Genomic DNA, 24,863 nt, shown 5'->3' with positions numbered 1-24,863 from the left:
CCGCGGCAGGAGCTGAAGACCACGCTGAGCGAAGCGGACAAGCACAAGGACACCTTGCTGTCGGCCGGCGGCGCCGGCTGGAGCGTGTTCGAGAGCGCGAGCAAGACGCTCAAGCAATACCTGGGCGTGTACGAGAAGTTCGAGGCAGTGCAGACGCAGGCCGCGCCGCTGAGCGCCAGCGATCGTCTGTTGCGCCAGAGCGGGGCGGATCGCTTTGTGACCACGGCCGGCGCGTTCCTGCTCAATCGCTTCCCGCTCAACGGCGTGCAGGACAAGGTGGGCAACGCGCTGGTGCGTTTCGTGCTGATGACGCGCGGGTTGATGGACCAAAACGAGGCCTCGAACCTGATCAGCGTCGAGGCGAGCACGGGCGCGAGCATCCGCAACTACTTCCTGGAGCGCGTGCAGCACTACCGCAGCCAGCAGCTGACCAGCGGCACGCCGATGATGTATGCCCTGCGCGATGTGGAGCGGCACAAGGGCACCGAACTGATGCGCCAACGCTGGGCGCAAGCCAGCCAGAGCAGTCGCAATGCGGTGCGATTGGCCTCGCTGACCGGCGTGCTGGAGCTGGTGAACTTCATCAACCTGCTGGCCAAGTCGGACAAGCAAGCACGCGACTACGGCAGCCTGGTGGCCTCGGGGGCCTCGCTGGTGTCGGTGTACACCAGCATGGCCGAGAAGGTGAGCAAGGAATTCTTCGGCGACGCCAGCCGCAGCGTGTCTAGGATGAAGGCCATCGGTGGGTGGTTGGGTGGGTTTGGTACGTATATTGGGGTTTATTATGATCTGGGTGATCTTGCCTCTAACAGAGCAAAGGGGGATTATCCAATGATGGTGATGTACATATTGAAATCGCTCTCCGGCGTTTTGGTTGGCGGAGCACAATTTCTTACCGCACTAACCTATTCGGCGCCCGTGCTTGAACGGGCAATAGGGCGAAAAGGTTTGGTGATATGGCTTGATGGACTGAAAGCAGGATTGCAAGCGGCAGCAGCTAAGGAAGGCGGGGAAGTGCTGGCAAAGATGTCAATGAGGAAATTGGGGGGCTGGATAATAAGGCTTGGTGGTTGGGAAGTGACAATAGCTCTGCTGGCAATCGATGTTCTTATATATGCGCTCGACGCTGATGCCCTCGAAAAATGGTGTGAAAGCAATAGGTTTGGAAAGATCGAAGAGGGCGGGTGGTTGGGCTTCGGCGCAAGCCAGCCGCGCTATAAAGACATCAAGCAACAAGATGAGGAATTTAAGAAGGCAATCGGGCAGGTGACTGTGCGCCCGCACTGACGAGCAACTGAGGCACTTTTGAATGAACTCTGATCCTGATGGCGAGGTAAAAGTTTTAAGTGGCGCCCTTAAGAATGTGAATGTCACTAACACCACGGCTGAAGTCTTCTTTCGTGCTGGAGATCGTGAAGGCATGGCTGCGACTGGCGCTGCAGCCGCCGCTTTAGGGCTAAGTGGTGCAGCGGCCGGTATAGTCGCTATGTCTATGGAAGAAATGAGTGAGCCAGTTTCCCAAGTGAGTTTTGAGCTTGAGGGTATTCGTGTTAATGCTCTGCTGTGGAATTGGCCCTTTAAAGAGGGTGACGAAGTGAAGGCCGTTGTAGAGCGCGGGTTAAATGGAGAATATTTAGGGTTTGCTGTACTGGACCCCAAAGAGCGCGTGATCGTGCTCTACCCTCATGTTTCAGCTGGTTCCACGGCGCACTGGAAAGGAGTTATTAAGAAAACGGCAATATTTGGTGGGATTGTAACCTCAATATTCTACGTTATAGCATCTATCGCAGATTATGCTCTTAATAAAGGTTCTTTTATAAAAATAGATTTATTGCTAGGCTGCATTTTCTCCGGCTTGATTCTTTTTTCGTGGCTTGGTTACCGAATAGGTCGTCGATTTTCCTCATTTATTGAGATGGCTGAACCAATATTTATCTCTTTAGGATGGACTGACGTCAAGAACATCAATCTTCGAGAAATCACTAAGCTTAAGAGAAAGCCCACCGACCCTCCTGCAATGGGCGACAGCTACTTCCGCTATTAAGGTTAATCCCTCGGCGCCGAGAGCATGCAGCCGATCACGCCCAAGCAGTAGATCGGCGCGCAACAGGCCAAGGGGGGCACTGTGCAGCTGTCCAGCGCCAAAGATATGAAGGCGTAGTTTCCGAAAACTCCATTCAAGCCCCGATTACCTGCGCTGACCGCTGGCGGAAAGTGGGCGACCGGAAAGCGCAAACCGTCGGCGTGATGCAACAATCCATCCAGCAAGGCGACCTCATGAAAGTCACAACCATCCTACTCGACACCGCCGGCGACGTCGCCCACCGCATGGCAATCTCGATGAATGCATTGATGCTCACCGTCGCCGCCGAGGCCCGGCAGGACATGGCACGGGAGCGCGGCGCGGACTGGGCAGCCGGCGCCGTGCCGTTCTTCGGCAGGGAGATCCTCGAAGCGTACCAGTCGAACAAGCCGGATCGCGACCGTGAGATGGAACGCTCCATGATGAGCTTGGCCATGGCGGTATGGGTCTGCGATTCCGTCTATGGCGGCCTTGCTGCTGAGACATTTGTCGCTTCCGATCTGCGTTTCACCATTACGCACGACGGCATCGTGCGCTATGACCGGCTCCCAAAGCCCGACGATCGAGCTGACCAGGCGCGCGTGCCGTCACCGCCTGGGCCATAAAGCAGGTCGGCCGCTATTGTTCCCGGTAGCTTGTGCCGTCGATTTTCACCGAGGCCCAATCGGAAATCTTCTTGGCGGTCTTCACCGCCTTGTCGAAGTCATTGTGCGTGTCACGCAGCAAGTCGAAAGTACGGGCGTTCCAGAAATGGCCGTTCTCGTCTTGGTAGCCCTCCGGCAGCTTGCCGCGCAAAGCGTTCATGCGCTTTTGCACGTTAGCTGTCATCTGGTGGGCAATCATCACGGCATTGTTCACCTTGGCGAGCGAATCCGGTGTCAGCAACTCGGCACCGTCGAACACGTCGAAAATCACCTTAGTGTAGCTTTGCTGCGTTGACAAGAACCGCTGCGCTTCTTGTTGAAGTGCGACCAGCTCGGCGACGAGTTCAGGCGTCAGGGCGTTAGCTTGTATCTTCATAATTTCGGTGTTGCTCATCGAGAGATTTCCTATAGCTGTAGTTGGCTGTACGGCCGCGCCAAGACCGTTTCAGCGCGGAAGGTAGGGATTCGAGAGGCGAATTCAACTCCGGTTCGCAACGCTGTTGAGGACCTCCACGGAGAAGACTTCGAGGGGCGTTTTGAATCCAAGTATCTTGCGCGGACGATTTTAGAGCCGCTGCTCGATCCATCGCAGGTGCGCACCGGTGATGGTGCTGAAATCGGTCTGTCGTGGCAAGTATTGGCGTGTCAAGCCGTTGGCATTCTCGTTGCTTCCGCGCTGCCATGGGCAGTACAGATCTGCGAAATAGAAATCGCTTTGCAAGCAGGCGGCAATGTGCCGATGATCGGCGAACTCCTTGCCGTTGTCGGCTGAGCGATCAAATCCCCAGCCGTTCGCAGGCTTGTGCGAAGCCGACCCAGCGGCCAGTCCCGTCCACACCGCGCATGGCCAGCTCCCGACGCGCCACTGCGACCGCATCTACATCGCCATGGTGCAGGGCCAGCAGGAAGCGGGTATCGAGCGCTTGGAACTGCTCGATGAGATCCATGTCGATGCCTTGGCTGGGGTACTGGCTCATGCGTTTTTCTCATGCGTTGGAAGAAGCCACAGTGACGCTCTGATGGGCAGGCACAGCAAGCGATCGCGCACGCGCCAGACAGACGCCGGACAGCTCACAACAATGCCGCCTGGCGGTCGTCCCAACTCTTGATGATCAGCTCGCCAAACAGGCGATCCCGGTCTCCAGGGCTGCCGATGGTGTAGCCAAGCTGCAGAGGCACCAGATCCAAGCCGGCGAAGACGCGCCGGATATCCGGGTGATCGTTGATGGAGATCACCGCTTTGCCCCGCAGCGTGCGCACCATGCTGGCGAGGCGCTCGTACTGGTCCCAAGCAAACTCGACGCCGTACCCTTCCGTTTGCCAATACGGCGGATCGAGGTAGAACAACGTCCCTGGACGATCGTAGCGCGTGATGCACGCATCCCACGGCAGGTGTTCGATGACCACGTTGGCAAGGCGCAGGTGCACCGCGCTCAGTTCTTCCTCAATGCGCAGCAGGTTCAGACGCGGCCCGGTGCCGCTGGCCACGACCCCAAAGGTCTGGCCGTCGACCTTTCCGCCGAAGGCAAGCTTCTGCAGATAGTAGAAGCGCGCAGCGCGCTGGATGTCGGTCAAGGTTTCCGGACGCTCCATGTGCGCCCACTCAAACATCTGCCGCGACACGAGCGACCAGCGGAACATGCGGACGAACTCATCGAGGTGATGCCGCACACAGCGATACAGGCAGACAAGATCGCTGTTGATATCGTTGAGCACTTCCAGCGGCGCGGGCCGAGAGCGCATGAGCAGTGCGGCCGCGCCGCCAGCAAAGGCTTCGACGTAGGTCTCATGGGCGGGAAAATGCGGGTACAGGTGTTTGATCAGGCGGCGTTTGCCGCCCGGCCAAGGAATGATTGGACGTGTCATGGAAACTCAGCTATTGCGGTATCGGCACCGATTGCCAGCAGTCTGGAAAGCGATGCGTGATCGCGGTGGGTCGGGTAACCGGGAGAGGATGTCGTGGCGCCAGAGGGCACAGCCCGCTCAGGATGCTGCTGGCGCGTTTGCCAGAGAATGGAGCGCAATGCGGACGCTTCCGGGCGTAAAGTCTCCTCGCCGGTGTGCCAGCATGTTCAACCTTTGCAATCTCCCAGGCTGAGACACACGCCGCAGCCTACAGGATCGAACCCCTTTGAAGAATCCGGTCGTGATACAACGAGCTGCCGCCAGCCAGCTTGCCGTTGAGCGAATGGCCGAAGACGGACATCGGTGCATCCAGGTAATACAGCACTCCCCCAAGCGTTGCAGCCATCGCAGCGGCTGGCCGCGCATCCAGGTTGTAAAGACAGATCGACTTGAGCATGCCTCGCTGCTGCAGGGAATGCATGTAGCGAAGTGTCTCGCGCAGCGCATAGAACTGCTCAAACGGGGCATAGTTGAAGTTGCTCCCGTAGGCCGCATACACCTCTGCTGGCTTCCAGCCCTTCGCAATAAAGGACTGGTAGATCGCCCGCGTCGTGCTATTGAGGATCGTCGGCAGCGGCATCGCCGAGCTGCCCAAGTCCGCATAGACGAACTGGCTAGGCTCCACGCAGGTGCCGCCGATCGACGCATACCCAAGTTCGGTGGCGGAAATCTTCTTCATCTTGGGCACCCACGCCGTCCGCACTCCGGCGTAGGTGTCGTCGAAATGAAACGTCCCGCCCCAACGCACACCATCGCGCACGAAGGTCAGCTGCAACCGGTGCGCTCTGAGCGGCATGAGGTTGCTGTTGGGGTTGTACCCGCCGATGACGAAATCTGCATTGGAGGGGATTGCGGGCCGCTGCGCGGCGGCAATCGCGTGCTGGGCGGACACGCCGTCATAGACGATGGTCAGCACGCCAGCTTCGATGTTGAGTGACGCCACCAGCGTGTGGGCACGGGTGTCGAGCGCACCCAGGTCGGCGAAGTACTGGTTGCCATCTGGACCGACGCCGAGCTTCAGCGTGGAGCCATCGGCCATGATCTCGATCACACCACCGAGGCGCACCACGCGCGCATAGTTGCCCGCGGGCGTGGCAGTGAGCTGGAAATCGACCTCCAGCCGCCACTCGGCCTGGGTGCCGCCGCTGAACGTAGGTGTCTTGAACTGGCCATAGCCTGCAGTGGCGGTCCCATCGCATAGCAGATAGGTCGAGGCTCCCGCCGGTGGATAGTGCGCCCCTGACGTGCCTGGGTAGATCACACCAGGCGCCACGGCCACCACCGCATTACCTGTCATGCCCGGCAACCCGTAGGGATCGTAGCCGCGGCCGTAACCTGGCTGCGGGCTTGCCTGAGCGATGAATCCGGCCTGCTTGGGCACGTAGTGTGCACCCTGCCAGAAGCCCACCGTGTTCTTGATGCCAGCGCTGGCATCGATCGGCGTCCGGGTCTCGTTGACCTTGCCCACGCCGCTGGAGCCACTCAGCATGCGCTGGTTGCCATCGGACGTGCTGTACGTGTAGTCCATGTCCTCCCCAGCCGCGAGGCCAGCGACGACGCTCTCCGCGCTTCCCGTGACGCCAGAGGTCAGCCGGAAGTACCACTCGATTCCCACCTCGTCCACATTGGGCTGGGTCCAGATCGCATCCAGTCGAAATGCCGTGCCCACCCCGTACTCTGTGTAGTTGGCTGCATACGCGATGCGGCAGCTCGGGAAGGCCGCTTTGACATCCGCCGCGATCTGCGCGCAGGACGCGACCCACAACGCCCACTGCGCATCCGTGGATGACTTTTCCAACTCACTGAGCTCCGACGCTAGATACCACCATGCCGGCGCAATGCCGTTGGCGCGGAACAGCGCGATGTAACGGGCATGCATGGCCTTGTAGCTGTCCAGCCATGCAGAGAACAACGCGGTGGTGGACCAATGAAAGAATCCACGCCAGACCAACGCCTGCGACTCAGATAGCCCGCCCCGGTTGACGCGCCCGAGGACGATCGGCACGAAGCCTACTTCGTAGCCGCGGTCCAGCAGGTACTTCATGCCGCGCACTTGCGCGCCGTCGTCCTGCGTGCCACCGGCATGTCCTTGCAGCTGTAGCGCAGTGGAAGCCGTGACGCCATTGACGCTCCATTGTCCCGCGCTTGAGAGCTTGCTAGCGATGTCGGAATTAATGGCCGGCTGCACGACGCCGGGATCTGCGCCACTGATATTGCCGCACACCGAAAACCACTGGGTCCACACGCACACGGTGCGCACGCCGACCAGCCGCGACAGATCATCGCGCACCATGTGCTTGAAGTTCGCCTGTGCGTTTGCCAGCGTCACGCTGTTGACCACTTCATCAAGCACTGTGTTGAAGCCTCGGCCCGAGCTTGAGACCTGCACGGTCGTGTCCAAGTCAAACTCGTTGAAGGGCGTCAACATGATTGCGTCGGCATGCGCCACGGCAGATCCAATATCCGCCGTCACGCCAGTACCGTCGATCAATTCGCGGCTCGGGTAGCGCGCTACTTCGATGCCGACAGTTCCGGCCTTACGATAGAGTCCGAGATACGTGCCGACATCAAGGGTCACGAAGAAATACTGACCACCCTCCACGGCAGCCACGCCTGCAGCCACGCTCTCGTAAATGGCCACACCGGCACTGCCGCCACCGGCCACCAAGCTGGCAAGCGACGGCACGGCGATTGTGTCGCCATCTGGCACAGTCATTGTGACCGTCGACTGATCGCTTGTGAAAAATGCGACCTGCTCATCGGTGAAGACGTTGTATTTCTGGACCAACGCGACGACCTGGTTTGCCAGTTCGGCATTGCTGAGATAGCCGGGAGTTGCCATTGCGTGTCCTTAGCGTGCGCCGCGAATGCGCCCGTTGATGTTGGTGAGGCTGATCGCCTGACCATTGATCTGCGTGATGACGAAACGAAAGCTGTTCGGAACATTCGTCCAGTCGTCCAGGAACATAAAGGCCATCGACGCGTTGGTGAATTTGAAGATGGCGAACTCGCGGGTCGTGATGTTCCACCACTCGCTCGCGTTGTTCGGGTTCTGACGCTGCAGCGTTACAGTGCAGCTGGTAGCGTCCTGACCGTCGCCGGTCTTCAACTGCAGGGCCAGCACTAACTCAGGCCGATGCGACTGCGTGGCGTTGAGTGGAGCCGGCAGCGTGAAGACTGGGGTGATGCCGCCATTGCTGATCGATCCCGACCAGTTGACCGCGATGCCCGCCTCAAACGAGCCGGTGATGCTGCGAGCCGAGACATCGCCGCGCACTTCCACATCGCCGCCGAACTGCGCCGTGCCGTCCTTGCCAATGCGCCAGCCACGGTAAATGCCATTGGCACCATCCCAAAGGTAGTTGAGGGACTTGATCTCCTCGCCGATCTTCGCATTGGTGATTGTGCCGTCGCGAATCATTGCGGCGTTGAAGTAGGCCACACCGCCGACGAGCTCAAACGGGTAGAAGTACTGCCCGTTAACCGTCTGATTCAGCAGCACCAGCCGGTCGGCCAGCATGACGATTTCGCTCTGTGCCACCCCGCCACTGCCGTCCACACCAACACCGATGCCAGCCAAGTATGCCCTGCCGTTGATCGTCGTCTGGACCTTCACGTTGTGGTAGGCCGAGAGCGTACCGTTGATGTTTGTAATCGCCTCTGAGGTTTGCTGCACCGTGGCCTGCAGATCCCCTGTCGCCGCAGCGACTTGCTGCTGCACCAGCGCATTCGCGCCCTCTTCAGTAACGGAGGTCTCCTGCAACTGAGAGATGTAGGCGCGGTTTTGCACTTCACGCCCGTTGATCTTCGAGATGTTGATCTCCTGCTGGATGATCGACTCAGCCTGCCCGTCCACCTGCTCGATTGTTTCAATCAAGCGCTGTTCATTGATCGTCAGCTTCTGGATGACCTGGACCAGTTCTTGCCCGAGATTGTTGGTCAATGCCTTCTGCACCGTCAGCATTGTGTTCGAGAGGTTGCCGCTGGTGTTCATTGCGCGAATGGCAAACGTCCAGCTGCCCGCCTCTGGCAAGGTCGATTCGAACGCTGACGCGTGGGCTCCATCGGTGTCACCCAGCGGGGTCATTGCGGACCAATTCGGGTTGGCGACGCTGCCTGCGATGTAACGGATCTGCACGCCCGTATAATCCGGCGAGCGAATCGTGTTCGCATCGAACCCCCAGGAATACCTGCGGATGCCACCGCCGAGCTCATCGATCGTGAACGTATCTACGTTGACGGGGGCAGAACCGGCACCGGTGGTCGTGTACGTGCCGCTAACCGATACACCCGGGAATCCCTCCGGGTTAAACGGCCGCACGACTATTGCGTAAGTTCCCGCGCCAGGAATACGCCATCGTGCGGTACGCGTGATCGTCTCGGCCACCATCTCCAGCTCGGAGTTCCCATCCAGATCGGACATGACGATGGTCCGGCCTACTGGCCCGGTTATATCGAACGTGGCCACCAGCTCGGTGTACACCGTATCGCCCTGTACCACCTGCGACTCGCTCACCTTGAGATTGCTGGCAACTGGCCGCGTACGCAGCAGGGATTGATTAGGCGGCGGCGCGTATTGCCCTGTCTTTACGTAGGCCCAAAACTCTGGTGGCTCAGCCACCACAGATACGCTTGCCCCCTTTAGATCACTCTCTGGCTGGATCCCAACCACACGAACCCGATAACCCGGTGTCTGCTTGAAGTCGTAGATCCAGATCGTGTCGTGCGCCGGATTGAGCGCACTATCGCCTGGTAACGCCGCATCATTGGGCCAGGCTTCCTTCAGAGTGATCGTCCTCGTCTCACCTCCGAATGGCTGGATACCAAACACGCGGTAGACCTGCTCGCCCGGTATCCGAAGGCCGATGAATGCGTTGTCGGCTGGCGGTGCTGGCACGCTCTCATCTAGGGTCAGCGTTACCGTGCCGCCAACCTGCACGACGGCCTGCACACGCCCACCGTAACCCCATTGCGTCATATCGTGCTGAAGAGCTAGCGGCGTGAGCCTTCGATAGCTCAGATGCTCCAGATCTGTGCTGTAGCTGATGTCCTTGTATTGGTAAAGCGATTGGGCAAGGTGATAGCGTGCAAGCTCAGCTGCGTGATCCTTTCGCGTTACGCCTTCGCCTGTCAGACGCGCGGGGTTAAGCATTGTGGTCACGCCGGGTGCCTGCACTCTTACAGGCAATGGCTCCCACGTCTCGCTATCGTAGTACGTGTACTCGATGCCATCAGCTGCATTGGCCAGCGTGTAATCGACCTGAAACTGCCCTTTCCGGATCGTCGCCATGTTGACGACGCCGCCAAGCGGCTGCTCGTCCGCAGCCCAAACTACGCTCAACTTGCCACCGGCCCATGTCACTTGCCCCATGCCAACAAGCGCCAGGGCGTTGACCATCTCATCGTGACTGCGTGGATCCTTGATGCAGTAGTCGTATGTGTAGCCGTTGGCAGCGCAGTGCAGGCTAAACGCTTGGAGCGCAGGCACGTCAATCAGGTCATCGCTCAGGCCGATGCCGGCGATACGCTTGCCGGTTGGGTCGGTCAGGCCTCGGGCGTAACGCAGGATCTGCGCGCCGGGGTTGGATGTTTCCTGCTGCACCCACGTCGATCCGTTCCACACCTCGGTCGGCTTGGTATGGACGACGCATCGAATCTCGTCCGGCGCGCCGTTGAGCTGACCGGTAGCTTTCATGCGGATGCCAATGCGCGGGATGCCTCGGTATTGCGTATCGTCGGCCTGGACGCTGCTCAGCGTGCTCCATTGGAATTCATTGCGTTGCGTGTTGGAACCGGAGTAGTTGCCCTGCCCCAGGATTCGGGCGCGCACGTCGTATTGCCCACGTGCAACGTCTCTTGCCAGCGTCGCTCGGCGGGTCGTGGCAAGGTCTTTGCTCTGGAACGTGCGCGTGATCAGCGAAGTCCACTGCGACGTGCCTGTCGGGCAATACTGCACCTCGACGGTCTCGCCAACTTGATACGGTTTGCCGGATGTACCAACGCCGCCGAGGATGTACTCAAGGTTGACCTGGATGCGCACCGTATCGGCGCTGGTGGTGCGCGTCACCCATGCCGTGGTGTTCGCCAGCTCGCCGCCGTCTACGGTATCGACGTTGCTGTAGAGCGGGATGGTCTGCTCCGGCATGCCGGAGAAACCGCTGAACCACGTCGTGACGCCTTCGTACGAAGACAGCAGCGCATCCCCAAGGTAAAGCGCCTCCACGCTGGCCACATTGATCCCCGGCGTCAAGAAAAGGGCCACATACTGATCGTTGCCCTCGTAATAGGTGTAGGGGTTGGTGAGCACGTCCGGGGTCACACGGACCCTGCCGAAGGTGAGTGGTAGCGGCTGGTATTGCCGCGACTGGTTCCTGGCTGCACCGATGCTGTAGACCGAGTCTGCCTCCTTAGAGGTTGTTGAGTCCGCCTTGGGGCCCAGCACCTTGTTGACCAACATGGAGCCAGCCACAAACACCGCAGAAGCAAAGATCGCGCCGGCTATACCGCCACCGAAAGCACCCGCTGCCGCGCCCGCGCCCCAGCCTGCTGCCGAGCCGATACCGAAGGTGAAATAGGTCAGCGCGATCATGGCAACGATGTAGAGCGCCTGCTTGCGCACGACGCCACGAACTTCGATCAGCGTTCCGTCTTTGGGCCGCACACGCTCCATGACCTGCACCGGTACCAGCACGCCGTTGATCCGTACCTCCCATGCATCACCAGTCCAGTCGGGAACGTTGCGACGCAGGAAGGACCCTAGCGTCTCCCCATCCTTCATTTGTGCAGCGATGTTGGTCTGCCCATCCAAACTCACCGGATGGGGGGTACAGATCAGTCGGCTGTGCCCTGGCAGCGCCTCCATTACGCCCATGCGTAGATACCCTCCACAGGCGCACCGAACTCGGCAAGTTGACGAATCTTGTGGATCACGGAGCATCCGTTCTTTTCGTTGCTGTGGAGGCAGTGGCCCTCATGGGCCAGCCAGAAGTAGACGCCAACGTGCGCCGGCCTCCCGCGCTCATACATCAACACCAAGTCGCCGTCGCGGGGAACCTGCGTCCGCACGCCGTAGCCCTTAGACAATTGGCCCAGCGCTGCCTGCCCGCGCGGGCCGCGCGGGCGACCGTTGGGAAGCACCACCTCCCGTCCAAACAGCTCCCGCTGTACGAGGATCACCAAGTCAGCACAATCGCAGCGCTCTTCGTCGTAGGCGATCCCGACAAAGCGCTCAACATCAACCAGTCGCATCAGAAGATCCCTGGAGTGAGAAACGGCGTGTAGCGCAAAAGCACAGCCTGCTGTCTCATGAGGAAGTCAACGCCGCATTGCGCCGTGGCGGAATTTGCGTTCACGCTCACGCTTGTCATTGGCAGATTCAGGGTCTGCACGATCACACTGGGGGCCGCCATATCCGCGATCATCAGCTTTGCGCTGACCACTTCGTTGGGCTGCAGAGACTCAAGGTCTTCGGTGATTCCGCGGCCTACATTGTCGATTGTCAGCACCGCGCGCGGCACCTGGCCCGCGGTGTCGTCTGGTAGCTTGAACCCGAACGGCATACCGACGTACTCCACGCCGTTGCTGGTCCAGTTCTGGGTATCGTTGACCAATCGCAAAACGTCCGTAAAGCTGTCGGCACGCACTTCCAGGAACAACAGCACGCCACTAGGCTCTGTCACCCGCTGCCGGTTCTCGGCGAAGCTCATCGCAGATACTCCACGGTTACATCTCGCTGCCATGGCCTATCGGCACCTTCAACCGGCCGCAGCTCCCCGAGCACACCGCCGTCGAAGCGCGCGTGCACCTTCATCCCAGTCAAGGGATGAGTGAATTCGAACCAATCAATTCGATGAATCTCGTCGAAGTACCAATTCTCAAAGCGTATCGCGTCAGTTGGCGTTGCAAAGTCGAGCGTCATCGCGATCTTGACCAAGACCTGACTGTTGAGCATGCGCTGCTTGGGGACGCCGCGCTCCATGTCCGTTCGGAGAACAGAGGGATCGAAAGAGCTTCGCACGGTGTCGTAGAGGACACCTACATAGGGAGGGAAGCTCGCCATCACAGTTGCTCGCGCAAGCCGAATCGGCTTTTCATTGCCCCAGCCATTTCCCCACCTTGAGCGATATTGCGTGCTCCGATTCTGACAATGACCCTCTCCAGTTCATCACCATCCGGCGTGCGCTGCGTCTGCCGTTCCTGAGTCACCTGTTGGCCACTGAAATTTTGAACCTCCACGGTGACGTTGCCGGCGCGCTGGGTTGAGGGCATCGCTGTACTCCCCACGAGGCCGCCGCCGGCATAGCCACGACCACTGCGGATGGTATTGAGTAGCGAAAGGAATGCGCCCGGCCCGCCGATGGAGGCAATGTCGCGCTGGCTCAGTACGCCCTCGCCTTTGTGAACAATGCCCGCAGGCTCGAACTTGCCACCTGGTCCGGTGTATCCACCGGTGTCCCAGCCCTGCAGCGGAATGGCTTCGCGCTGCACAGTGCCAGCTCCAGCTCCACCGCCGAACACAGCACCCAACAGACTGACGATGCCCTTGCGCGCCGCGATCCGAGCAAAGTCGGCGATGATGGAGTTCGCCATGTCGCTGAAGCTCAGTTTGCCGTTCGTGGTGGCCTTGACCACCATGTCCTCGAAGGAACTCAGCGCCGAGGTGGTGGCGCTTTCTACCGCGCCTGCTGCATTGCTGGCTTGGTCGCGATAGTTGGCCCACGCGGCCGATGCCCCCCTGCCCCAGTCAGCCTGGGCGTCGGCCATGCGCACGTAGCCCTCGCGGATCACCTGAACACGCTGTTCGGTCGCCGCACGCACCGCTTGCTCCTCGGCGGCCGCGGTCTGCGCATCGATCGTACCCACGCGCTTGAGTAGGGCCAGTTCCGTCAGCCGCTGCGCCTGCTCTCGGTATACCTCGTTGAGGCGCTGCTGGATCTCGAATTCGCGATCGCCGGAACCCACGCGTGCGACCATGGCGTCCATTTCTTCGCGCAGGGCGCCAGTGCTCGCATCCAATGCCGCCTTGTAGGACGACAGTGCGTCCTCGCGCTGTTTGAGCAGCTTGCGCTCGTCGGCTGCCAGCACGTCCAGTTTGGCGGCGCCTTCGGTGCGCACCTTGGCCAGCTGCGCCTCCATTTCGCCCACCTGCTTGCCCACATCGACAGCGTCCTTGCCAGCGACGTTGCGGCCCTTGAGGTAATCGATCTGCTTTTGCAGCGACTGTGCCTCGGCCACGCTCCCGCGCTCGGTCAGCTCGCGCATGCGCTGATAGTACGTTTCGGCCGATAGCTCGCGCGCCTGGTACTGCGCCTGCAGCAACTTGGTGCTGGTTGCGATCTGCGCCTGCTCAATCGTCAACGCATCCTTGATCGTCTGCAGACCAGCCGACCGGCCGGACGCCGCGATACTGGCCGCGCCCCTCGCCCCGGCCGCCGCTGCAGTGTCGCGCATGACGCGCTCGCGTTGCTGCAGCACCTTGGTGTCGGTAATGCCGGCCTGGGCTGCCAGAGTCCGCATCTCCTTGATGCGCTCTTCGAGCTGAGCTTGCTTGCTCAGGTACTGCACGCCCTGCTCTTGAAACTTGGTGCGTGCCTGCTCCTGTTTGCTGTCAACCTCGGAGTAGATGCCGGCCATGATGACCTTGACCGGCTTCTTGTTGGCCTCCTTTTGCAGATCTTCGATCTGTTGCTGGAACTGCTTGACCAATTTGGCGCGATTGGCATCACTGAGGCCCTGATAAACCCCATTGCCGCGATTGATACCGTCGATGTTGGACTGCAGTTGCTTGATTTTTTCGGTGGCAGTTTCCGACCGACCAATGCCCAGCATGGTGTCCCATGCCTCCTGCGCGGCCCCCTTTACTGCACGCCAGGCACGCTCGACATAGCCCAGGTTCTCCTGCACATGGACCGCCCGATCCTTGAGCGTATCGGCGTAGATCTTGAAAGCCGACGCGACTGCCTGGACCTGGTTGCCTTGTTCGATCAGCGTCTTGATGTTGGCCAGCTGCGTCTGGTCCAGGAAGTGCATCGTCTCGTTGAGCTCAAGCAAGGCAGCCACCGGATCCGCTTTGATCTTGGCGAACTCGGCGATGGTTTCATCCACCGCCTTGCCGGTCCCGGCACGCATGGTCTCTGCAGCAATCGCCACCGTCTCCAGCTGCTCGGCAGTGAACTTGCCGGTGGCGGCCACCTGGGTTAGCGCCGCCGCGGCGCTGGAGGTAGTCACCCCGTCCAAGCTGTCCATCTGCGCAGCCACCTCTGCCAGGCGCTCAGCCGTCTGCCCGGACTGATTACCGGTCAGGATCAGTGCCCGCTGGTAGGCGGTGGCCTCATCGCTGCCGAGCTTCCAGGCCAGCGCGACTGCGGCAACCGCGGTTGCGGTGACAGTGAGTGGATTGACCATCTCCAGCAACGCGGTCGACACGCCCGACAGCGCTGGCCTGATCCCGCCAAAGCTGTCCTTGATCTGCCCACCTTGCTGCACAAGTACCGTGAACCAGGGCATGCCGCCCTGGAGGCTGGTGAAGATGTCCGTGAACTGCGCCGGCAGCTGACGCATGGCCATACTGGTTTGGCCAGCCGAGATGCCCAGCTGCTTGACCGGATTGTTGGCGGGCAACGGCTGGGCGGCCTGCTTGCGCACATCGGCCAGCTGGCCGCGCAGCACCGCCATGCCTTGCTTGATGTCATCGAGATCCGCACTGATGCGGACACGCAGATTTGCGGAGGGTTCGGCCATTTACCTGGTCAGATCATTGAGGTACTTGGAGAAGGCGGCAGGCTCGGCGCCCATCGCCATGCGCACGGCGTTGGCCGTTGCGGCTTCCTGCTCGCGCCGCCGCGAGTGGTCATCTCGCGCCGCGGCAGCGGCATATGCCTTGGCTTGCGCCAGGGTGTAGGTCAGGACGTCTCGTTGCTGGTGGCCGCGGGCGATGAGGAAGTGGACGACGTCTGCCCACCCGGGAGGGTCTGCGTCGCCACCAGCGCGGGGATGGCCCTGCCTGCCGCCTGCATCAGGCTCGGCAGGCGTTGGCCGAAAAAATCCTGATTGAGCTCCACCACTGCCTCCACCAGCGTGGCCGCATCGGCAAGGCTGCCACCGGCAACCCAGGCTTCCGGCTTGCCAGTGACGATCGCCCCGGCCTTGGCGAACGCTTCCCCGTCTTGCTCCAGCACGTCCATCAGCAGTGCAGCCACTTCAATCGAGGCGCCTGCGTTGACCATGCTGGCTGCGATCAGGACGCGGCCAATGATCGGCCGCGTGGCGGTGATGAAGGGACCGATCTGGGCCAGCGTCAGCGGCACCAATTCCAGCTGCTCACCACGGAAGCTGATTGCACGCGTTGGCGGGCTCAGTACGTCGAGATCGGCCATCACTTCTCCGCATCCCAGGTGAAGTACTGAGATACGCCCGCCGGCTTGCTGGTGTCCTTGCTGAGCGTGCCGGTGACCGTCCCCGCGCCATACTGCTCGCCGATCAATGCCAGCTCACCGATGACGCCGCCGGACACGCGGTAGGCCTGGGCGCGCACTTTCTTGCCGCTGCGCGCTTCGTTGAAGCCCAGAAACAGCAACTCATATTCCTCGTTGGGGTTGACCAGCGCTTGCAGACGCTCGGCCGCGCCGAAGCTATAGGTCACCTTGATGTTTGCCGTACCATCCTCCGGAGCGGCGATGGTCGAGTCGGCCGGGACATACAGTGCGCCGTTCTTGATATCCCAGTCCCTGCCTTTCTCATACACGGCGTCGCCGGTCGCGGGCTTCACCCCGGTGATCTCGGCAGCCAGGTTGGTCAGCGGCGTCACGCCATCCTTGTAGGCCACCACGGCCTCATCCGCCACGTTGCCGGCAACGATGGACGTAGCGGAGCCGCGCAGCACGTCGGCGAAGTTTTCTGCGCTGAAGTCGTGCATGGTGAAGCTCACCTGCACCTCGGTGATGCGGTCAACCGAGTTGCGGTTGCCGCCACCGGGCTGGGTGCTGTCCAGTAGGTTGATGCGGTTGGTCTGCGGAGAAAAACTGAAGGCCGAACAGTTGCCGACACCGCGGAACGGCTTGGCTGCGCCACGCTTGCGCAGGTGCAACTCGCCGCTACCCAGGTAGCTGTAGTCAGGGGAAGTGATGGGCATGGATGCTCCTCGTAGGTGCCGGATGCGGCGTCAGTTGATGGGGATGTGGGTCTGGTAGGTCACCAGCGCGCCGATCCAGCTCATGCCCGCTTCCGGCTTCACCGGCTCCATGGACACGTACTGCGGGACCTGGATGCCGGGCGGGTAGCGAAACTGCTGGTCCGCCATTGCCAGCTCGATGTCAGAAACGAGCGCGTCGAGCCGGGCCTGGGCGGTGTCGAGCGGCGCAGGCACCTTAGCCACGATTACTAGCGTGGTCAGCCGATGCGTGCGGGTCAGCGCGCTCTCGCTGGCGCGCTGCTGCTTGGCCACCAGCACGGTCAGCACGGCGGTGGCGTCTTCGTCGACCTGCCCCGGCTCGAGCGTCAGGCTTGCGCCGGCATTGGTTTGGTAGCCGTTGCCCATGCCGATGCGGCGCAAGCAGCTCCCCACCGCTGCGCGCAGGGACTCGCGCGGGCTAAGCATGGTCGGCCACCCACTGGCTGATCGATTCGTCCTCGCGCACGCGCTCAACCAGCACCAGCGTTTCGCCGACCAGCAAGACCAGGCCGCGCTTTACCGGCTGTACCTCGGCACGCAGGAGGGTCACAAGCGTGTATCCGGTACTCACCGGCGCAGGGTCGCCACCGAAGTCGCGTACGTCGCGGTCGATCTGCACGGTGCATGGCAAGGCATAGGTATCGCCGGGCCCTTGGTAGCGCGCGTCACCGTCGGCAAGGCCGACAGCGGCGAAGGCCGAGAAAGCGTCCGCGTCAAATGCCTGCAAGAATTCGCGCTGGCTCATGTGCGCACCTGCACGATCGCGCTGCGGATGGCCTTGTCCAACTCCCGGTTGAAGTAGAACGGCATCAGCTTGTCCCAGGTGCGCTGGGCCAGACCGAAGATGTCATAACGTGGCGTGTAGTTAGCGCGCGAGGTGAACACGAACACGCTGCGTACCGCGCTACCAAAGCCGGTGCCGATGCGCTCATAGATGCCCGGCGCCAATTTTCCGCGGGGGCGCTGCAGTGCGAAGTACCGCCCACCGCGACGTACTGTGCGCTGCATCACCGCCACAGTATTGCGACGTGTGCGGCCCAGGTACTCGACGCGACTACGCTCATTGCTGCGCCGCTTGGGCCCGTCGGTGTTGGCATTCTGGTAGGGGTCACGCAGCGCGCCCAGCTGCGACAGGATTGCGGTCACCTGCCCGCCTGGCACGTTGCCATACTGGTCAGTGTGAGCGCCGCGCCCGGTCACGGCAAACTGACCTGCCGGCATCCAGCCCTGTGCCTGCAGCAGCACTTCGAACCCTTTCTTGCGCCGCTGACCACCTTCCACCTCCGCTTGCAAATACTTTGACGGCGGCGCGCCTTTGAACGCCTCATCACGCAGGAATATCTCGGCAAAGAGCCGGTCCTTAGTCGCCTTCCGGTACATCGCCGCGTTGACGGTCAGCGGAGTCGGGCGGTCAAACACACGAGGGGCGGCACGTTTCCAGGCGTCACGGATCGCGTAGGCAGTGGCATTGCACCCCTGCACAATGGCGAACGGCAATTGCTCGCGCTCCAGCGCAGTGAACTGCCGGCCCAGCAGGTTGTCGGCATCCACAGCGATGCGGATCTGGCTCACGGGGTTTCCTCGTTTACCGGGGTGCCCTGCACCTGGCCGATCTCGTCCAGGTTGGCCTCGTAGAACTCCAGGCAGCGCTTGCGCCCGCGCGAGACTTCCAGCACCTGTTCCAGCGCGCCGTTCTTCACCCAAGCGCATCTCTGGGTCAAGCGCGGTTCGATCTGCACGTAGGTGCGTACCGGCATCGTCACGATGGCCGGCGCAGGACTGATCACAACCGGGAGGGCCGGATCTAGCCGGACGGGGTTGCTCTTGCCGCATGCAGTCAGCAGTGTGACGCCCAGAACAACGGTGAGAGGGTAGCGGCACATCAGTAACCTCCGAGGCTGGGGCACGCGGCGGCCAGCGCCTGCAGGGCCGCATTGCATTCGGCCGGGCGCTGGTCGTATTCCTGCTTGAACGCCTTGGAGCTGCGGTCTGCCGCCGCCTTGGCTGCTTCGGTCTTGTCACGCAGGCCGGCATTGCGGTCCTGCAGCAAGCGCAGTTTTTCCGCCTCGGCCCGGAGCTTGGCGGCGATGGTCGCCAACGCCGCATCCTTGTCTGCATTGTTACGTTCCAGCTCGGCGCGCTTGAGTTGCGCCGCCTCCAGGGCTGCGGTGCGATCGCTCTGGCACTGCTCCACCTGCCGCGTCACCACGATCACCTGCTGCCCCTTGCGGTACGATGACAACGCGGCCACGGTGCACAACACCGCCAGGACGGCGCAGCAGACCTTAAGGGGGCTGCCAGGCTTGCGCAGCCAAGTGGCGATATCCGCCCCCCAGCCGAACACCAGCGACATCAGCGCCTTGAAGAAGGCAAAGATATTCATCGGTTGATTCCTCGGCGGCGCCACGGATAGACGAGCAGCACAGTGAGGCTGAGCCGCATCACCAGCACGTACCAGGGAGCCGCGAAGTCGTGTCGCGCGAGCTCGCGCAGGAAGTAGCCCAACATGCCCACCGCAATGCCGATCAGGCAGCTACCGCGCATCAAATAGGCTGCGCGATCGCGGGTGCGCTGACCGGTCTGAAACGTCAGTGCAAGTTGCCACGCTGTGGCGCAGAAGACCGCAATCGCGCTGGAGAGATTTAACAGGTAGCCGTCCATCAAGAAGCCCCCCCGGCACGACCGGCGATACCGCCGGTCGCCTTCTGCAGCGCGGCCAAGTAGTGCGGCAGCATGGGCTTGATGACAAACCCGCTGAGCCCGGAGAACGCCATGCCTGCGGCGCGCATCGACGGGAAGTACGTGGACAGCGCCACCACGATCCAGCCTGCGGCCAGCGCGAAGCCCAGCACGAACAGGCCCAGCAGGCCAACGCGCAGAAGCAGGGTCAGCCAGCGCGAGGTGAACGTGCCATCGCGCGGCGGCGACACTTTGCCCGCGTCGATCTCACTTAGCAACAGCAGCCCGATCAGCGCGCCCACCACCGCGGCCAGGAACCACGACTGCGGGATGCCCAGGAATAGTCGCTCGGTGCCGGTAATGACCTCGGCCACCACCGCGCCACCGGCAGTGGTAGCGGCAACGAATGCGCCGAGCTTGAGAAAGATGGTCGCGCCGCCGTCCATCAGCCGTTGTCCCTAGCGGCGTAACGCAGGTTGCCGGCCACGCGGGTGGTCCAGCCGCGGCCAAAGCGCGAGAACGTCTCCAGCTTGGCGTAGAACTCCAGGCGGATGGCGTTGAAGACCAGCACCAGGTCTGCCGGCTGTGCGATGGCGATAGCGGCCAAGGTCACCGGGCCGATCACGCCATCATCGGCCACGCCGGCGGCACGCTGCATCCACCGCACGGCATTGCCGATGCCGTGGTTGACGGCCGCATCCAGTGCCTGGAAGGCGAACTCGTCGGGGAGCTTGTCGCCCTGCACGCGCGCCCAGAAATCCCGGCGGTAGATGGCGATGGCGTCGGCGCGGGTGAGCGCGCGGATGTTGAGCTGCGGGTAGCTGCGCTTGCTGATGCCCCACTGGGTTTCGCCACCCGGGTCCTGCGGATCGTTGACGTAACCACCCTCATGCGACAGCACGCGCTCGATGAGCACGTTGAAGTCTGCGTCCGGTGGCGTGGTGGTGGCTGGGGACATGAGCAGTACTCGTGGAAAAAGAGGTGCTGTCACCGCACACGGAAGGCGAGCGGTGACATGCAGCGGGTGTTACGTGCGCTTGCCCTTGACCAACGTCTTGGGGCGGGTGCAGTAGCTCAGGGCATTCATCTGCGCCTCCAGGGCGCGACCCTTGCCGTTTGGCGTCGGGTATTGCTTGGCATAGCGCGGCAAGCCGATGGTGTTGACGGTCTCTTCGTAATCCGCTGGGGCGTACACCGTGCGCCACAAGCCCGGCGTACCAACCGGAAAAATGTGGCACTTGTCCGGATCGATGAAGGCGGTGCCGCCGACCTTGCCGCGGTAGTTCTCCCAGATGATCCCGCCGAACTCGAACACGCCGTAGACCGTCCCGCCTGGGGTGACGTAGCCCTCGCGCAGCACCTGCGCCATCGGAGTACCGGTATAGCTTTCGCGCACCTCCGGATGGGCCAGCAAGTCATCGAAGAACGTATCACCGCAGAATGCATGGATTGCGCCCACTGGCACGCCGCCCAGGCCATCGGCGATCTTGCGCACCACGCCGGCCACTTTGCGGCGCAGTGCACCGCCAGCCGGGTTGGCGCTATCCAGGTCGAAGTCAACCTCAGGTTCCTGCGTAACGCCGAACTCGTTGAACAGGTTGTACATGACGCTACCGTCAGCATTGAGGATCAGGCCCTTGATGGCGCCCACGCGCTGGAACTCCAGCGTGGGATCCAGCTTCCAATGCACGTGCTGGCGCAGGCGCGCATTGACGCGTTCCTGCACACTTTCCAGCTGGCTGGTCTGGCCGAAGGCACGGATGTTCTGCACGCTGTCGGCAGCGACGAAGTCGTCCACCTGGTAGTGCGGCACCACGAGGCCGCGCGCCTTGCGCTTGTCGGTCGCAAACGCCTGCCCGGGTCCGCCGCGTGGGGTGGGATCGACCAGGCGCAGTTCTCCGCCGTCTTCCTCGACGAGGATCGTCGTCGTGGGGACACCCTCCTCCTCCCAGCCGGCTACTTGGCCAGCGCGGCCGGGGACGAACGGGACGTTGTTGATGGCGTCGGTGAGGGAGATGACGCTGAAGGCGTCACCAGCGAAAACATCGGACATCAGGGGTGCGGGCATGGGAATGTTTCCTCGTGATCAGCGCAGGACGATGCCCAGCTCGGCGAGCTGCGCGATCGCGGTGGACTTCTGTTCGGTGGTAATGCCGTCCGGCCAGATCAGCGCGTCGGCCTTGACTTCGGCGTTGCGCTTGATGACGACGATGGCCACGTCGGCATCGGTGGCGTCGGTAGTGGCCCAGAGGATGCCGGCGGCTTCTTCGACACCTGTGGTGAGCGACGGGTCCAGCGCGCCGTACTTGCCGGATGCGGTGGCAGCGCCCAGTACTTCGCCGGCGATGCAGGACTGGCCCGATGCGAGAATCTCGTTCTCGCGCGAGTAGGTGCCGGGGGCCTCGGACAGCAGGAAGTCCCCGGTGCGGTTAAGTTCGGTGATGGTGCTCATGGCGGCGGCTCCTTACTTGGCCGAGACGGCGCCGGCCTGGCGGCGGGCGTAGATGGCAGAGGTGGACAGGCTGGTCACCTTGGCGTCGCCGCCCTCCTGACCCGGACGGGCGTGTGCAGCGGCCGGTGGCGCGTCGCGTCGCACGGCATCCAGCGTGATGCCCCGCTCCTGCGCGGCCTGCAGCAAGGTCAGCGCGAAGGCCTCCGGCGTGGCGCCGGAATCGACGGCCGCCTGCAGCTCCGCGTCGAAACCGGCGCGAGCCAGCGCCTGGATGCCAGCGATGCGACCACGCTCTGCGGTCACGGCCGCATCGGTGGCGGCAGCGCGGCCAGCGGCTTCGCCCTCAGCGCGTGCTGCAGCGATGACGGTCTCGTTGCCGGCGATGGTGAGTTGCTCGGCCGTGTAGCCGGCCGCCAGCGCGTTGCGCAGATCTGCGGTGGTGGAAACCGTGACCTGCCCGTTGGTGTTGCTCATGGGCGTCTTCCTCTTGGGAGTGCTGGCGGAACCGGCCAGCTCGGTGATCACGGCTTCGAGTGATCCGATGCGATCGGCCATACCGGCCTTGACCGCGTCAGCACCCAGCAGCACACCGCCGCGGCCGAAGTCGCTCAGCACGGTGTCCGTGGGCACATCACGGTTGCGCGCTACCGCGGTCACGAAGACCTCGGCCAGCGCATCGACGATGGACTGCACCTTCGCGCGGCCCTCGTCGGTCTTGGGATCCAGCCGCTTGTCCGGCGATTGGCTGGAGACGATCTCCAACGTACGCACGCCAGCCTTGGCGTCGCGCTCGCTGGTGTCCAGGTAGGACATCACCACGCCAACGGAGCCGACCATGCCGGTCTCGGCGATCACCACCTCATCGCAGGCGCTGGCTAGCCAGTAACCGGCCGAGGCGGCCAAGTCGCCGACGTAGGCAATGATGGGCTTGCGACCACGCGCGGCATGGATGGCGTCGGACAACTCGCCGATGCCGCTGGCTTCGCCACCAGGCGTGTTGAACTCCAGCACCACAGCCTTGACGTAGGGGTTGTCGAGCGCGGCCTGCAGGTCGGTGGCCAGCACCTGCGTGCTGGTAGCGCCGGAGATGGCGGTGAACAGGTTGGCGTAGCGGAACACCGGGCCGGTGACCGGAATCACCGCCACGCCATCGCGCATGGTGACGCTGCGTGCATTGTCGAGCGGGCGGCCAAGACGCGTCTGCAGCGCCTGCGGGTCGCCAGCGCGCTCGGCAACGCTGAGAATAGTTTCCAGCGATTCGCGCTGAATCAGCCAAGGGCGGCTGGCAGCCAGATGATAGGCGTCGGTCATGCCGCCTCCTCCGGGGTAGGCACCGCCTCGTCTGCCGGCGGCTGGACGTCGGCGATCGCCGCTGCAGGCTGCGTGGGCGGAACGGGCGCATACAGGCCGTCGGCGCGGCGACGGTTCACCTCGCGCACGCGCTGGGCGTACACGGCGTTCCAGTCCTCACCGTTCATGGCCGCGGTTTCCATGGCCTCGTTGCTGACGCCGATCTCGATACGGGTCTTGGCGGCGCCGGCTTCCTTCTGCTCGTCCATCGAGCCGCGGGCCGGGCCGATCCACAGAGCGCGCGTCCAGGCACGGCGGCGAATCGGATCGCCATAGCCAGGCAGCACCAGGCGCCCGGCAGCAACCTCCTCGTCGATGTGCAGCGCGTACAGCGGCTGGCAGAACTGCTGCACCAGATACCAACGCCGCAGGTTGAAGAAGCGCCAGGCTTCGAGCATGGCGGCGCGAGCAGCGGAATAGCTGCGGTCGAACTGCAGCATCAGCACGTCGAGCGGCAGCTCCAGGCAGGCGCCGATCTGCTTCACCACTGCGGTGAAGAACGGATCGAAATTGACGTTAGGACGGTTGAGCGCCTGGCTACTGGCTTTTTCGCCCGGCGCCAGATCGACCACCGCGCCGTTGCCCAGTGCGATGGAAGGCTGGTCGTCGGTTGTGCCGAACAGCCCAAGCGCGTTGCCCTCGCTGTCGGCCAGTTCCTTGTCGCGCTCGATGAAGACGGTAAACATTGCGCTGATCACCGCGGCCATCAGCTCGGCATCGCCGTACCGCTCCAGCTGCTTGAGCGGCTCCAGCACCGGCGCCAGATACGGCGCGCCGCGCACCTGACCGGGGCGCTCTTTGTCGTTCCAGATGTGCAGCACGCGGCGGCGCCCGGTGTCGCCGCCGAAGTACGGGTAGTACTGCCAGGCCGCCATCCGCATATCCACGCGGTCGCCTGGATGGGTGTTGCGAATCCAGCAGCCCACCGGCGTGGCGCCGGAGATGACGATGCCGTCGATACAATTGGGCGTGTCGCCGGCCTCGTTGGGGTTGCTGACGCGGTCGGCCTCCACCAGCTGTACCTTCAATTCGGACACGCCGCCGAGGCGCTGCTCATGTGGAGTGAGCACGAACACGTCACCGCTGGCCATGGCTGACAGCAGCGCCAGGGCTTGCAGCCCGTAGAAGTCGAGCGCGGCCTCAGCATCGCATTCGGCAGGCTCTTCGGCCCAGCGCTCCCAGCTGGCGCGCAGTGTGGTGCTGATGCGCTCGGCCTCATCGCCGGTGATGCCCAGCGCCTCATGGTCCACCGCCGGGCGACACACCAGGCCGGTGCCGACGATGCTGGTCCGGCAACGCAGTAACGCGCTGCGCGCGATGGGCGCGTTACGCATGGCATCGCGGCTGCGTGCACGCAGCGTGGTCAGTTCGTAGTGCTGCAGGTCTGCGGTGGCGCTTCCGCTGGGAGCGATCCAGCTCTGCAGGCTGCGCAGCGTGCGTGAGGCACCCCGCCAGCGGGTTCCTTGCACCTCATCAGCGCTCGCAGCCGCCCGCGGCGTCTGCGCTCCCAGGGCGGCACGCACGGCGCGATCCAGAGCGACGGTGCCACGCAGGCGGTCGGCGGCAAGCATGGCCGTGCCC

Annotated in this window: 26 protein-coding genes and 1 pseudogene; 3 read left to right on the top strand and 24 right to left on the bottom strand. The window is 62.5% G+C overall.

The window, feature by feature from the left end; translation table 11 throughout:
* The 3 genes from CKY51_RS11305 to CKY51_RS11295 form a co-directional block, all read left to right on the top strand.
* Nucleotides 1-1,287 (top strand): T6SS effector BTH_I2691 family protein (locus CKY51_RS11305; RefSeq protein WP_280524699.1); only part of this gene is annotated, 1,287 nt, incomplete at its 5' end.
* A gap of 22 nt (nucleotides 1,288-1,309) precedes the next feature.
* A complete protein-coding gene (locus CKY51_RS11300) occupies nucleotides 1,310-2,044 on the top strand; it encodes a putative type VI secretion system effector (protein WP_152249231.1) in 735 nt (244 codons plus the stop codon).
* Between the two features lie 203 nt (nucleotides 2,045-2,247).
* On the top strand, nucleotides 2,248-2,688 hold the full coding sequence (locus CKY51_RS11295) for a hypothetical protein (RefSeq protein WP_031339704.1): 441 nt from the start codon (nucleotides 2,248-2,250) through the stop codon (nucleotides 2,686-2,688).
* Nucleotides 2,689-2,701: 13 nt separating this feature from the next.
* On the opposite strand, the gene CKY51_RS11290 is transcribed toward CKY51_RS11295, so the two are convergent.
* The 24 genes and pseudogenes from CKY51_RS11290 to CKY51_RS11175 all read right to left on the bottom strand — a co-directional run bounded on the left by CKY51_RS11290 (nucleotide 2,702) and on the right by CKY51_RS11175 (nucleotide 24,853).
* Nucleotides 2,702-3,121 (bottom strand): hypothetical protein, encoded by a 420-nt coding sequence (locus CKY51_RS11290; RefSeq protein WP_152249230.1) that lies wholly within the window; start codon nucleotides 3,119-3,121, stop codon nucleotides 2,702-2,704.
* An 84-nt stretch (nucleotides 3,122-3,205) separates the two neighbouring features.
* Nucleotides 3,206-3,499, bottom strand: a pseudogene (locus tag CKY51_RS11285) (IS30 family transposase); the annotation flags it as partial.
* 4 nt (nucleotides 3,500-3,503) lie between these two features.
* Complete coding sequence (locus CKY51_RS11280; protein WP_022972641.1) at nucleotides 3,504-3,704, bottom strand: hypothetical protein; 201 nt, start codon at nucleotides 3,702-3,704, stop codon at nucleotides 3,504-3,506.
* Between the two features lie 94 nt (nucleotides 3,705-3,798).
* Nucleotides 3,799-4,593 (bottom strand): DNA adenine methylase, encoded by a 795-nt coding sequence (locus tag CKY51_RS11275; RefSeq protein ID WP_152249229.1) that lies wholly within the window; start codon nucleotides 4,591-4,593, stop codon nucleotides 3,799-3,801.
* Between the two features lie 247 nt (nucleotides 4,594-4,840).
* Nucleotides 4,841-7,474 (bottom strand): baseplate megatron protein TIM-barrel domain-containing protein, encoded by a 2,634-nt coding sequence (locus CKY51_RS11270; RefSeq protein ID WP_152249228.1) that lies wholly within the window; start codon nucleotides 7,472-7,474, stop codon nucleotides 4,841-4,843.
* A gap of 9 nt (nucleotides 7,475-7,483) precedes the next feature.
* Nucleotides 7,484-11,494, bottom strand: coding sequence for a host specificity factor TipJ family phage tail protein (locus CKY51_RS11265; RefSeq protein WP_152249234.1), 4,011 nt, complete (start codon nucleotides 11,492-11,494; stop codon nucleotides 7,484-7,486).
* Nucleotides 11,494-11,880 carry an NlpC/P60 family protein gene (locus tag CKY51_RS11260; protein WP_022972491.1) on the bottom strand — a complete coding sequence of 129 codons (387 nt, stop codon included), beginning with the start codon at nucleotides 11,878-11,880 and terminating at the stop codon, nucleotides 11,494-11,496. The genes CKY51_RS11265 and CKY51_RS11260 overlap by 1 nt, the downstream gene beginning before the upstream one ends.
* A complete protein-coding gene (locus tag CKY51_RS11255) occupies nucleotides 11,880-12,338 on the bottom strand; it encodes a DUF1833 family protein (protein ID WP_152249227.1) in 459 nt (152 codons plus the stop codon). The genes CKY51_RS11260 and CKY51_RS11255 overlap by 1 nt, the downstream gene beginning before the upstream one ends.
* Nucleotides 12,335-12,691 (bottom strand): hypothetical protein, encoded by a 357-nt coding sequence (locus CKY51_RS11250; RefSeq protein ID WP_152249226.1) that lies wholly within the window; start codon nucleotides 12,689-12,691, stop codon nucleotides 12,335-12,337. The genes CKY51_RS11255 and CKY51_RS11250 overlap by 4 nt, the downstream gene beginning before the upstream one ends.
* Nucleotides 12,691-15,276, bottom strand: coding sequence for a phage tail tape measure protein (locus CKY51_RS11245; protein WP_244952532.1), 2,586 nt, complete (start codon nucleotides 15,274-15,276; stop codon nucleotides 12,691-12,693). The genes CKY51_RS11250 and CKY51_RS11245 overlap by 1 nt, the downstream gene beginning before the upstream one ends.
* 257 nt (nucleotides 15,277-15,533) lie before the next feature.
* On the bottom strand, nucleotides 15,534-16,007 hold the full coding sequence (locus CKY51_RS11240; RefSeq protein ID WP_022972495.1) for a hypothetical protein: 474 nt from the start codon (nucleotides 16,005-16,007) through the stop codon (nucleotides 15,534-15,536).
* On the bottom strand, nucleotides 16,007-16,762 hold the full coding sequence (locus tag CKY51_RS11235) for a phage tail tube protein (RefSeq protein ID WP_152249224.1): 756 nt from the start codon (nucleotides 16,760-16,762) through the stop codon (nucleotides 16,007-16,009). The genes CKY51_RS11240 and CKY51_RS11235 overlap by 1 nt, the downstream gene beginning before the upstream one ends.
* Before the next feature lie 30 nt (nucleotides 16,763-16,792).
* On the bottom strand, nucleotides 16,793-17,227 hold the full coding sequence (locus CKY51_RS11230; RefSeq protein WP_022972497.1) for a hypothetical protein: 435 nt from the start codon (nucleotides 17,225-17,227) through the stop codon (nucleotides 16,793-16,795).
* Complete coding sequence (locus CKY51_RS11225; RefSeq protein WP_022972498.1) at nucleotides 17,220-17,546, bottom strand: hypothetical protein; 327 nt, start codon at nucleotides 17,544-17,546, stop codon at nucleotides 17,220-17,222. The genes CKY51_RS11230 and CKY51_RS11225 overlap by 8 nt, the downstream gene beginning before the upstream one ends.
* Nucleotides 17,543-18,373, bottom strand: a complete 831-nt coding sequence (locus tag CKY51_RS11220) for a hypothetical protein (protein ID WP_022972499.1) — start codon at nucleotides 18,371-18,373, stop codon at nucleotides 17,543-17,545. The genes CKY51_RS11225 and CKY51_RS11220 overlap by 4 nt, the downstream gene beginning before the upstream one ends.
* Nucleotides 18,370-18,558, bottom strand: coding sequence for a hypothetical protein (locus CKY51_RS11215; protein ID WP_238319524.1), 189 nt, complete (start codon nucleotides 18,556-18,558; stop codon nucleotides 18,370-18,372). Before CKY51_RS11215 ends, CKY51_RS11220 begins: the two co-directional genes overlap by 4 nt.
* A 125-nt stretch (nucleotides 18,559-18,683) precedes the next feature.
* Nucleotides 18,684-19,184, bottom strand: a complete 501-nt coding sequence (locus tag CKY51_RS11210) for a hypothetical protein (protein WP_022972501.1) — start codon at nucleotides 19,182-19,184, stop codon at nucleotides 18,684-18,686.
* Nucleotides 19,181-19,462, bottom strand: coding sequence for a hypothetical protein (locus CKY51_RS11205; RefSeq protein ID WP_022972502.1), 282 nt, complete (start codon nucleotides 19,460-19,462; stop codon nucleotides 19,181-19,183). The genes CKY51_RS11210 and CKY51_RS11205 overlap by 4 nt, the downstream gene beginning before the upstream one ends.
* Nucleotides 19,462-19,926 carry a hypothetical protein gene (locus CKY51_RS11200; RefSeq protein ID WP_022972503.1) on the bottom strand — a complete coding sequence of 155 codons (465 nt, stop codon included), beginning with the start codon at nucleotides 19,924-19,926 and terminating at the stop codon, nucleotides 19,462-19,464. Before CKY51_RS11200 ends, CKY51_RS11205 begins: the two co-directional genes overlap by 1 nt.
* On the bottom strand, nucleotides 19,926-20,438 hold the full coding sequence (locus CKY51_RS11195) for a glycoside hydrolase family 108 protein (protein WP_022972504.1): 513 nt from the start codon (nucleotides 20,436-20,438) through the stop codon (nucleotides 19,926-19,928). Before CKY51_RS11195 ends, CKY51_RS11200 begins: the two co-directional genes overlap by 1 nt.
* A 69-nt stretch (nucleotides 20,439-20,507) precedes the next feature.
* Nucleotides 20,508-21,548: a major capsid protein gene (locus CKY51_RS11190; protein ID WP_238319525.1), complete on the bottom strand. Its 1,041-nt coding sequence runs from the start codon at nucleotides 21,546-21,548 to the stop codon at nucleotides 20,508-20,510.
* 18 nt (nucleotides 21,549-21,566) lie between these two features.
* Nucleotides 21,567-21,932, bottom strand: a complete 366-nt coding sequence (locus tag CKY51_RS11185) for a head decoration protein (protein ID WP_022972506.1) — start codon at nucleotides 21,930-21,932, stop codon at nucleotides 21,567-21,569.
* 12 nt (nucleotides 21,933-21,944) lie between these two features.
* Entirely contained in the window at nucleotides 21,945-23,243 is a 1,299-nt protein-coding gene (locus CKY51_RS11180; RefSeq protein WP_022972507.1) for a S49 family peptidase, read from the bottom strand.
* Nucleotides 23,240-24,853 carry a phage portal protein gene (locus tag CKY51_RS11175; RefSeq protein ID WP_238319526.1) on the bottom strand — a complete coding sequence of 538 codons (1,614 nt, stop codon included), beginning with the start codon at nucleotides 24,851-24,853 and terminating at the stop codon, nucleotides 23,240-23,242. The genes CKY51_RS11180 and CKY51_RS11175 overlap by 4 nt, the downstream gene beginning before the upstream one ends.
* Nucleotides 24,854-24,863: the final 10 nt, after the last annotated feature.

The organism is Xanthomonas maliensis (assembly GCF_009192945.1).
Lineage (GTDB): Bacteria > Pseudomonadota > Gammaproteobacteria > Xanthomonadales > Xanthomonadaceae > Xanthomonas > Xanthomonas maliensis.
This window is presented reverse-complemented; position numbering and strand designations above follow the sequence as displayed.

Excerpts from the sequence above, each read along its gene's own strand:
- CKY51_RS11240 (WP_022972495.1), bottom strand. The coding sequence starts at position 16,007 with ATGGCCGATCTCGACGTACTGAGCCCGCCAACGCGTGCAATCAGCTTC.
- CKY51_RS11205 (WP_022972502.1), bottom strand. The coding sequence starts at position 19,462 with ATGGACGGCTACCTGTTAAATCTCTCCAGCGCGATTGCGGTCTTCTGC.
- CKY51_RS11235 (WP_152249224.1), bottom strand. The coding sequence starts at position 16,762 with ATGCCCATCACTTCCCCTGACTACAGCTACCTGGGTAGCGGCGAGTTG.
- CKY51_RS11295 (WP_031339704.1), top strand. The coding sequence starts at position 2,248 with ATGCAACAATCCATCCAGCAAGGCGACCTCATGAAAGTCACAACCATC.
- CKY51_RS11210 (WP_022972501.1), bottom strand. The coding sequence starts at position 19,184 with ATGAATATCTTTGCCTTCTTCAAGGCGCTGATGTCGCTGGTGTTCGGC.
- CKY51_RS11270 (WP_152249228.1), bottom strand. The coding sequence starts at position 7,474 with ATGGCAACTCCCGGCTATCTCAGCAATGCCGAACTGGCAAACCAGGTC.
- CKY51_RS11255 (WP_152249227.1), bottom strand. The coding sequence starts at position 12,338 with ATGAGCTTCGCCGAGAACCGGCAGCGGGTGACAGAGCCTAGTGGCGTG.
- CKY51_RS11215 (WP_238319524.1), bottom strand. The coding sequence starts at position 18,558 with ATGCCGGTACGCACCTACGTGCAGATCGAACCGCGCTTGACCCAGAGA.
- CKY51_RS11300 (WP_152249231.1), top strand. The coding sequence starts at position 1,310 with ATGAACTCTGATCCTGATGGCGAGGTAAAAGTTTTAAGTGGCGCCCTT.
- CKY51_RS11175 (WP_238319526.1), bottom strand. The coding sequence starts at position 24,853 with ATGCTTGCCGCCGACCGCCTGCGTGGCACCGTCGCTCTGGATCGCGCC.
- CKY51_RS11250 (WP_152249226.1), bottom strand. The coding sequence starts at position 12,691 with ATGGCGAGCTTCCCTCCCTATGTAGGTGTCCTCTACGACACCGTGCGA.
- CKY51_RS11230 (WP_022972497.1), bottom strand. The coding sequence starts at position 17,227 with ATGCTTAGCCCGCGCGAGTCCCTGCGCGCAGCGGTGGGGAGCTGCTTG.
- CKY51_RS11225 (WP_022972498.1), bottom strand. The coding sequence starts at position 17,546 with ATGAGCCAGCGCGAATTCTTGCAGGCATTTGACGCGGACGCTTTCTCG.
- CKY51_RS11265 (WP_152249234.1), bottom strand. The coding sequence starts at position 11,494 with ATGGAGGCGCTGCCAGGGCACAGCCGACTGATCTGTACCCCCCATCCG.
- CKY51_RS11180 (WP_022972507.1), bottom strand. The coding sequence starts at position 23,243 with ATGACCGACGCCTATCATCTGGCTGCCAGCCGCCCTTGGCTGATTCAG.
- CKY51_RS11195 (WP_022972504.1), bottom strand. The coding sequence starts at position 20,438 with ATGTCCCCAGCCACCACCACGCCACCGGACGCAGACTTCAACGTGCTC.
- CKY51_RS11290 (WP_152249230.1), bottom strand. The coding sequence starts at position 3,121 with ATGAGCAACACCGAAATTATGAAGATACAAGCTAACGCCCTGACGCCT.
- CKY51_RS11190 (WP_238319525.1), bottom strand. The coding sequence starts at position 21,548 with ATGCCCGCACCCCTGATGTCCGATGTTTTCGCTGGTGACGCCTTCAGC.
- CKY51_RS11260 (WP_022972491.1), bottom strand. The coding sequence starts at position 11,880 with ATGCGACTGGTTGATGTTGAGCGCTTTGTCGGGATCGCCTACGACGAA.
- CKY51_RS11185 (WP_022972506.1), bottom strand. The coding sequence starts at position 21,932 with ATGAGCACCATCACCGAACTTAACCGCACCGGGGACTTCCTGCTGTCC.
- CKY51_RS11200 (WP_022972503.1), bottom strand. The coding sequence starts at position 19,926 with ATGGACGGCGGCGCGACCATCTTTCTCAAGCTCGGCGCATTCGTTGCC.
- CKY51_RS11280 (WP_022972641.1), bottom strand. The coding sequence starts at position 3,704 with ATGAGCCAGTACCCCAGCCAAGGCATCGACATGGATCTCATCGAGCAG.
- CKY51_RS11275 (WP_152249229.1), bottom strand. The coding sequence starts at position 4,593 with ATGACACGTCCAATCATTCCTTGGCCGGGCGGCAAACGCCGCCTGATC.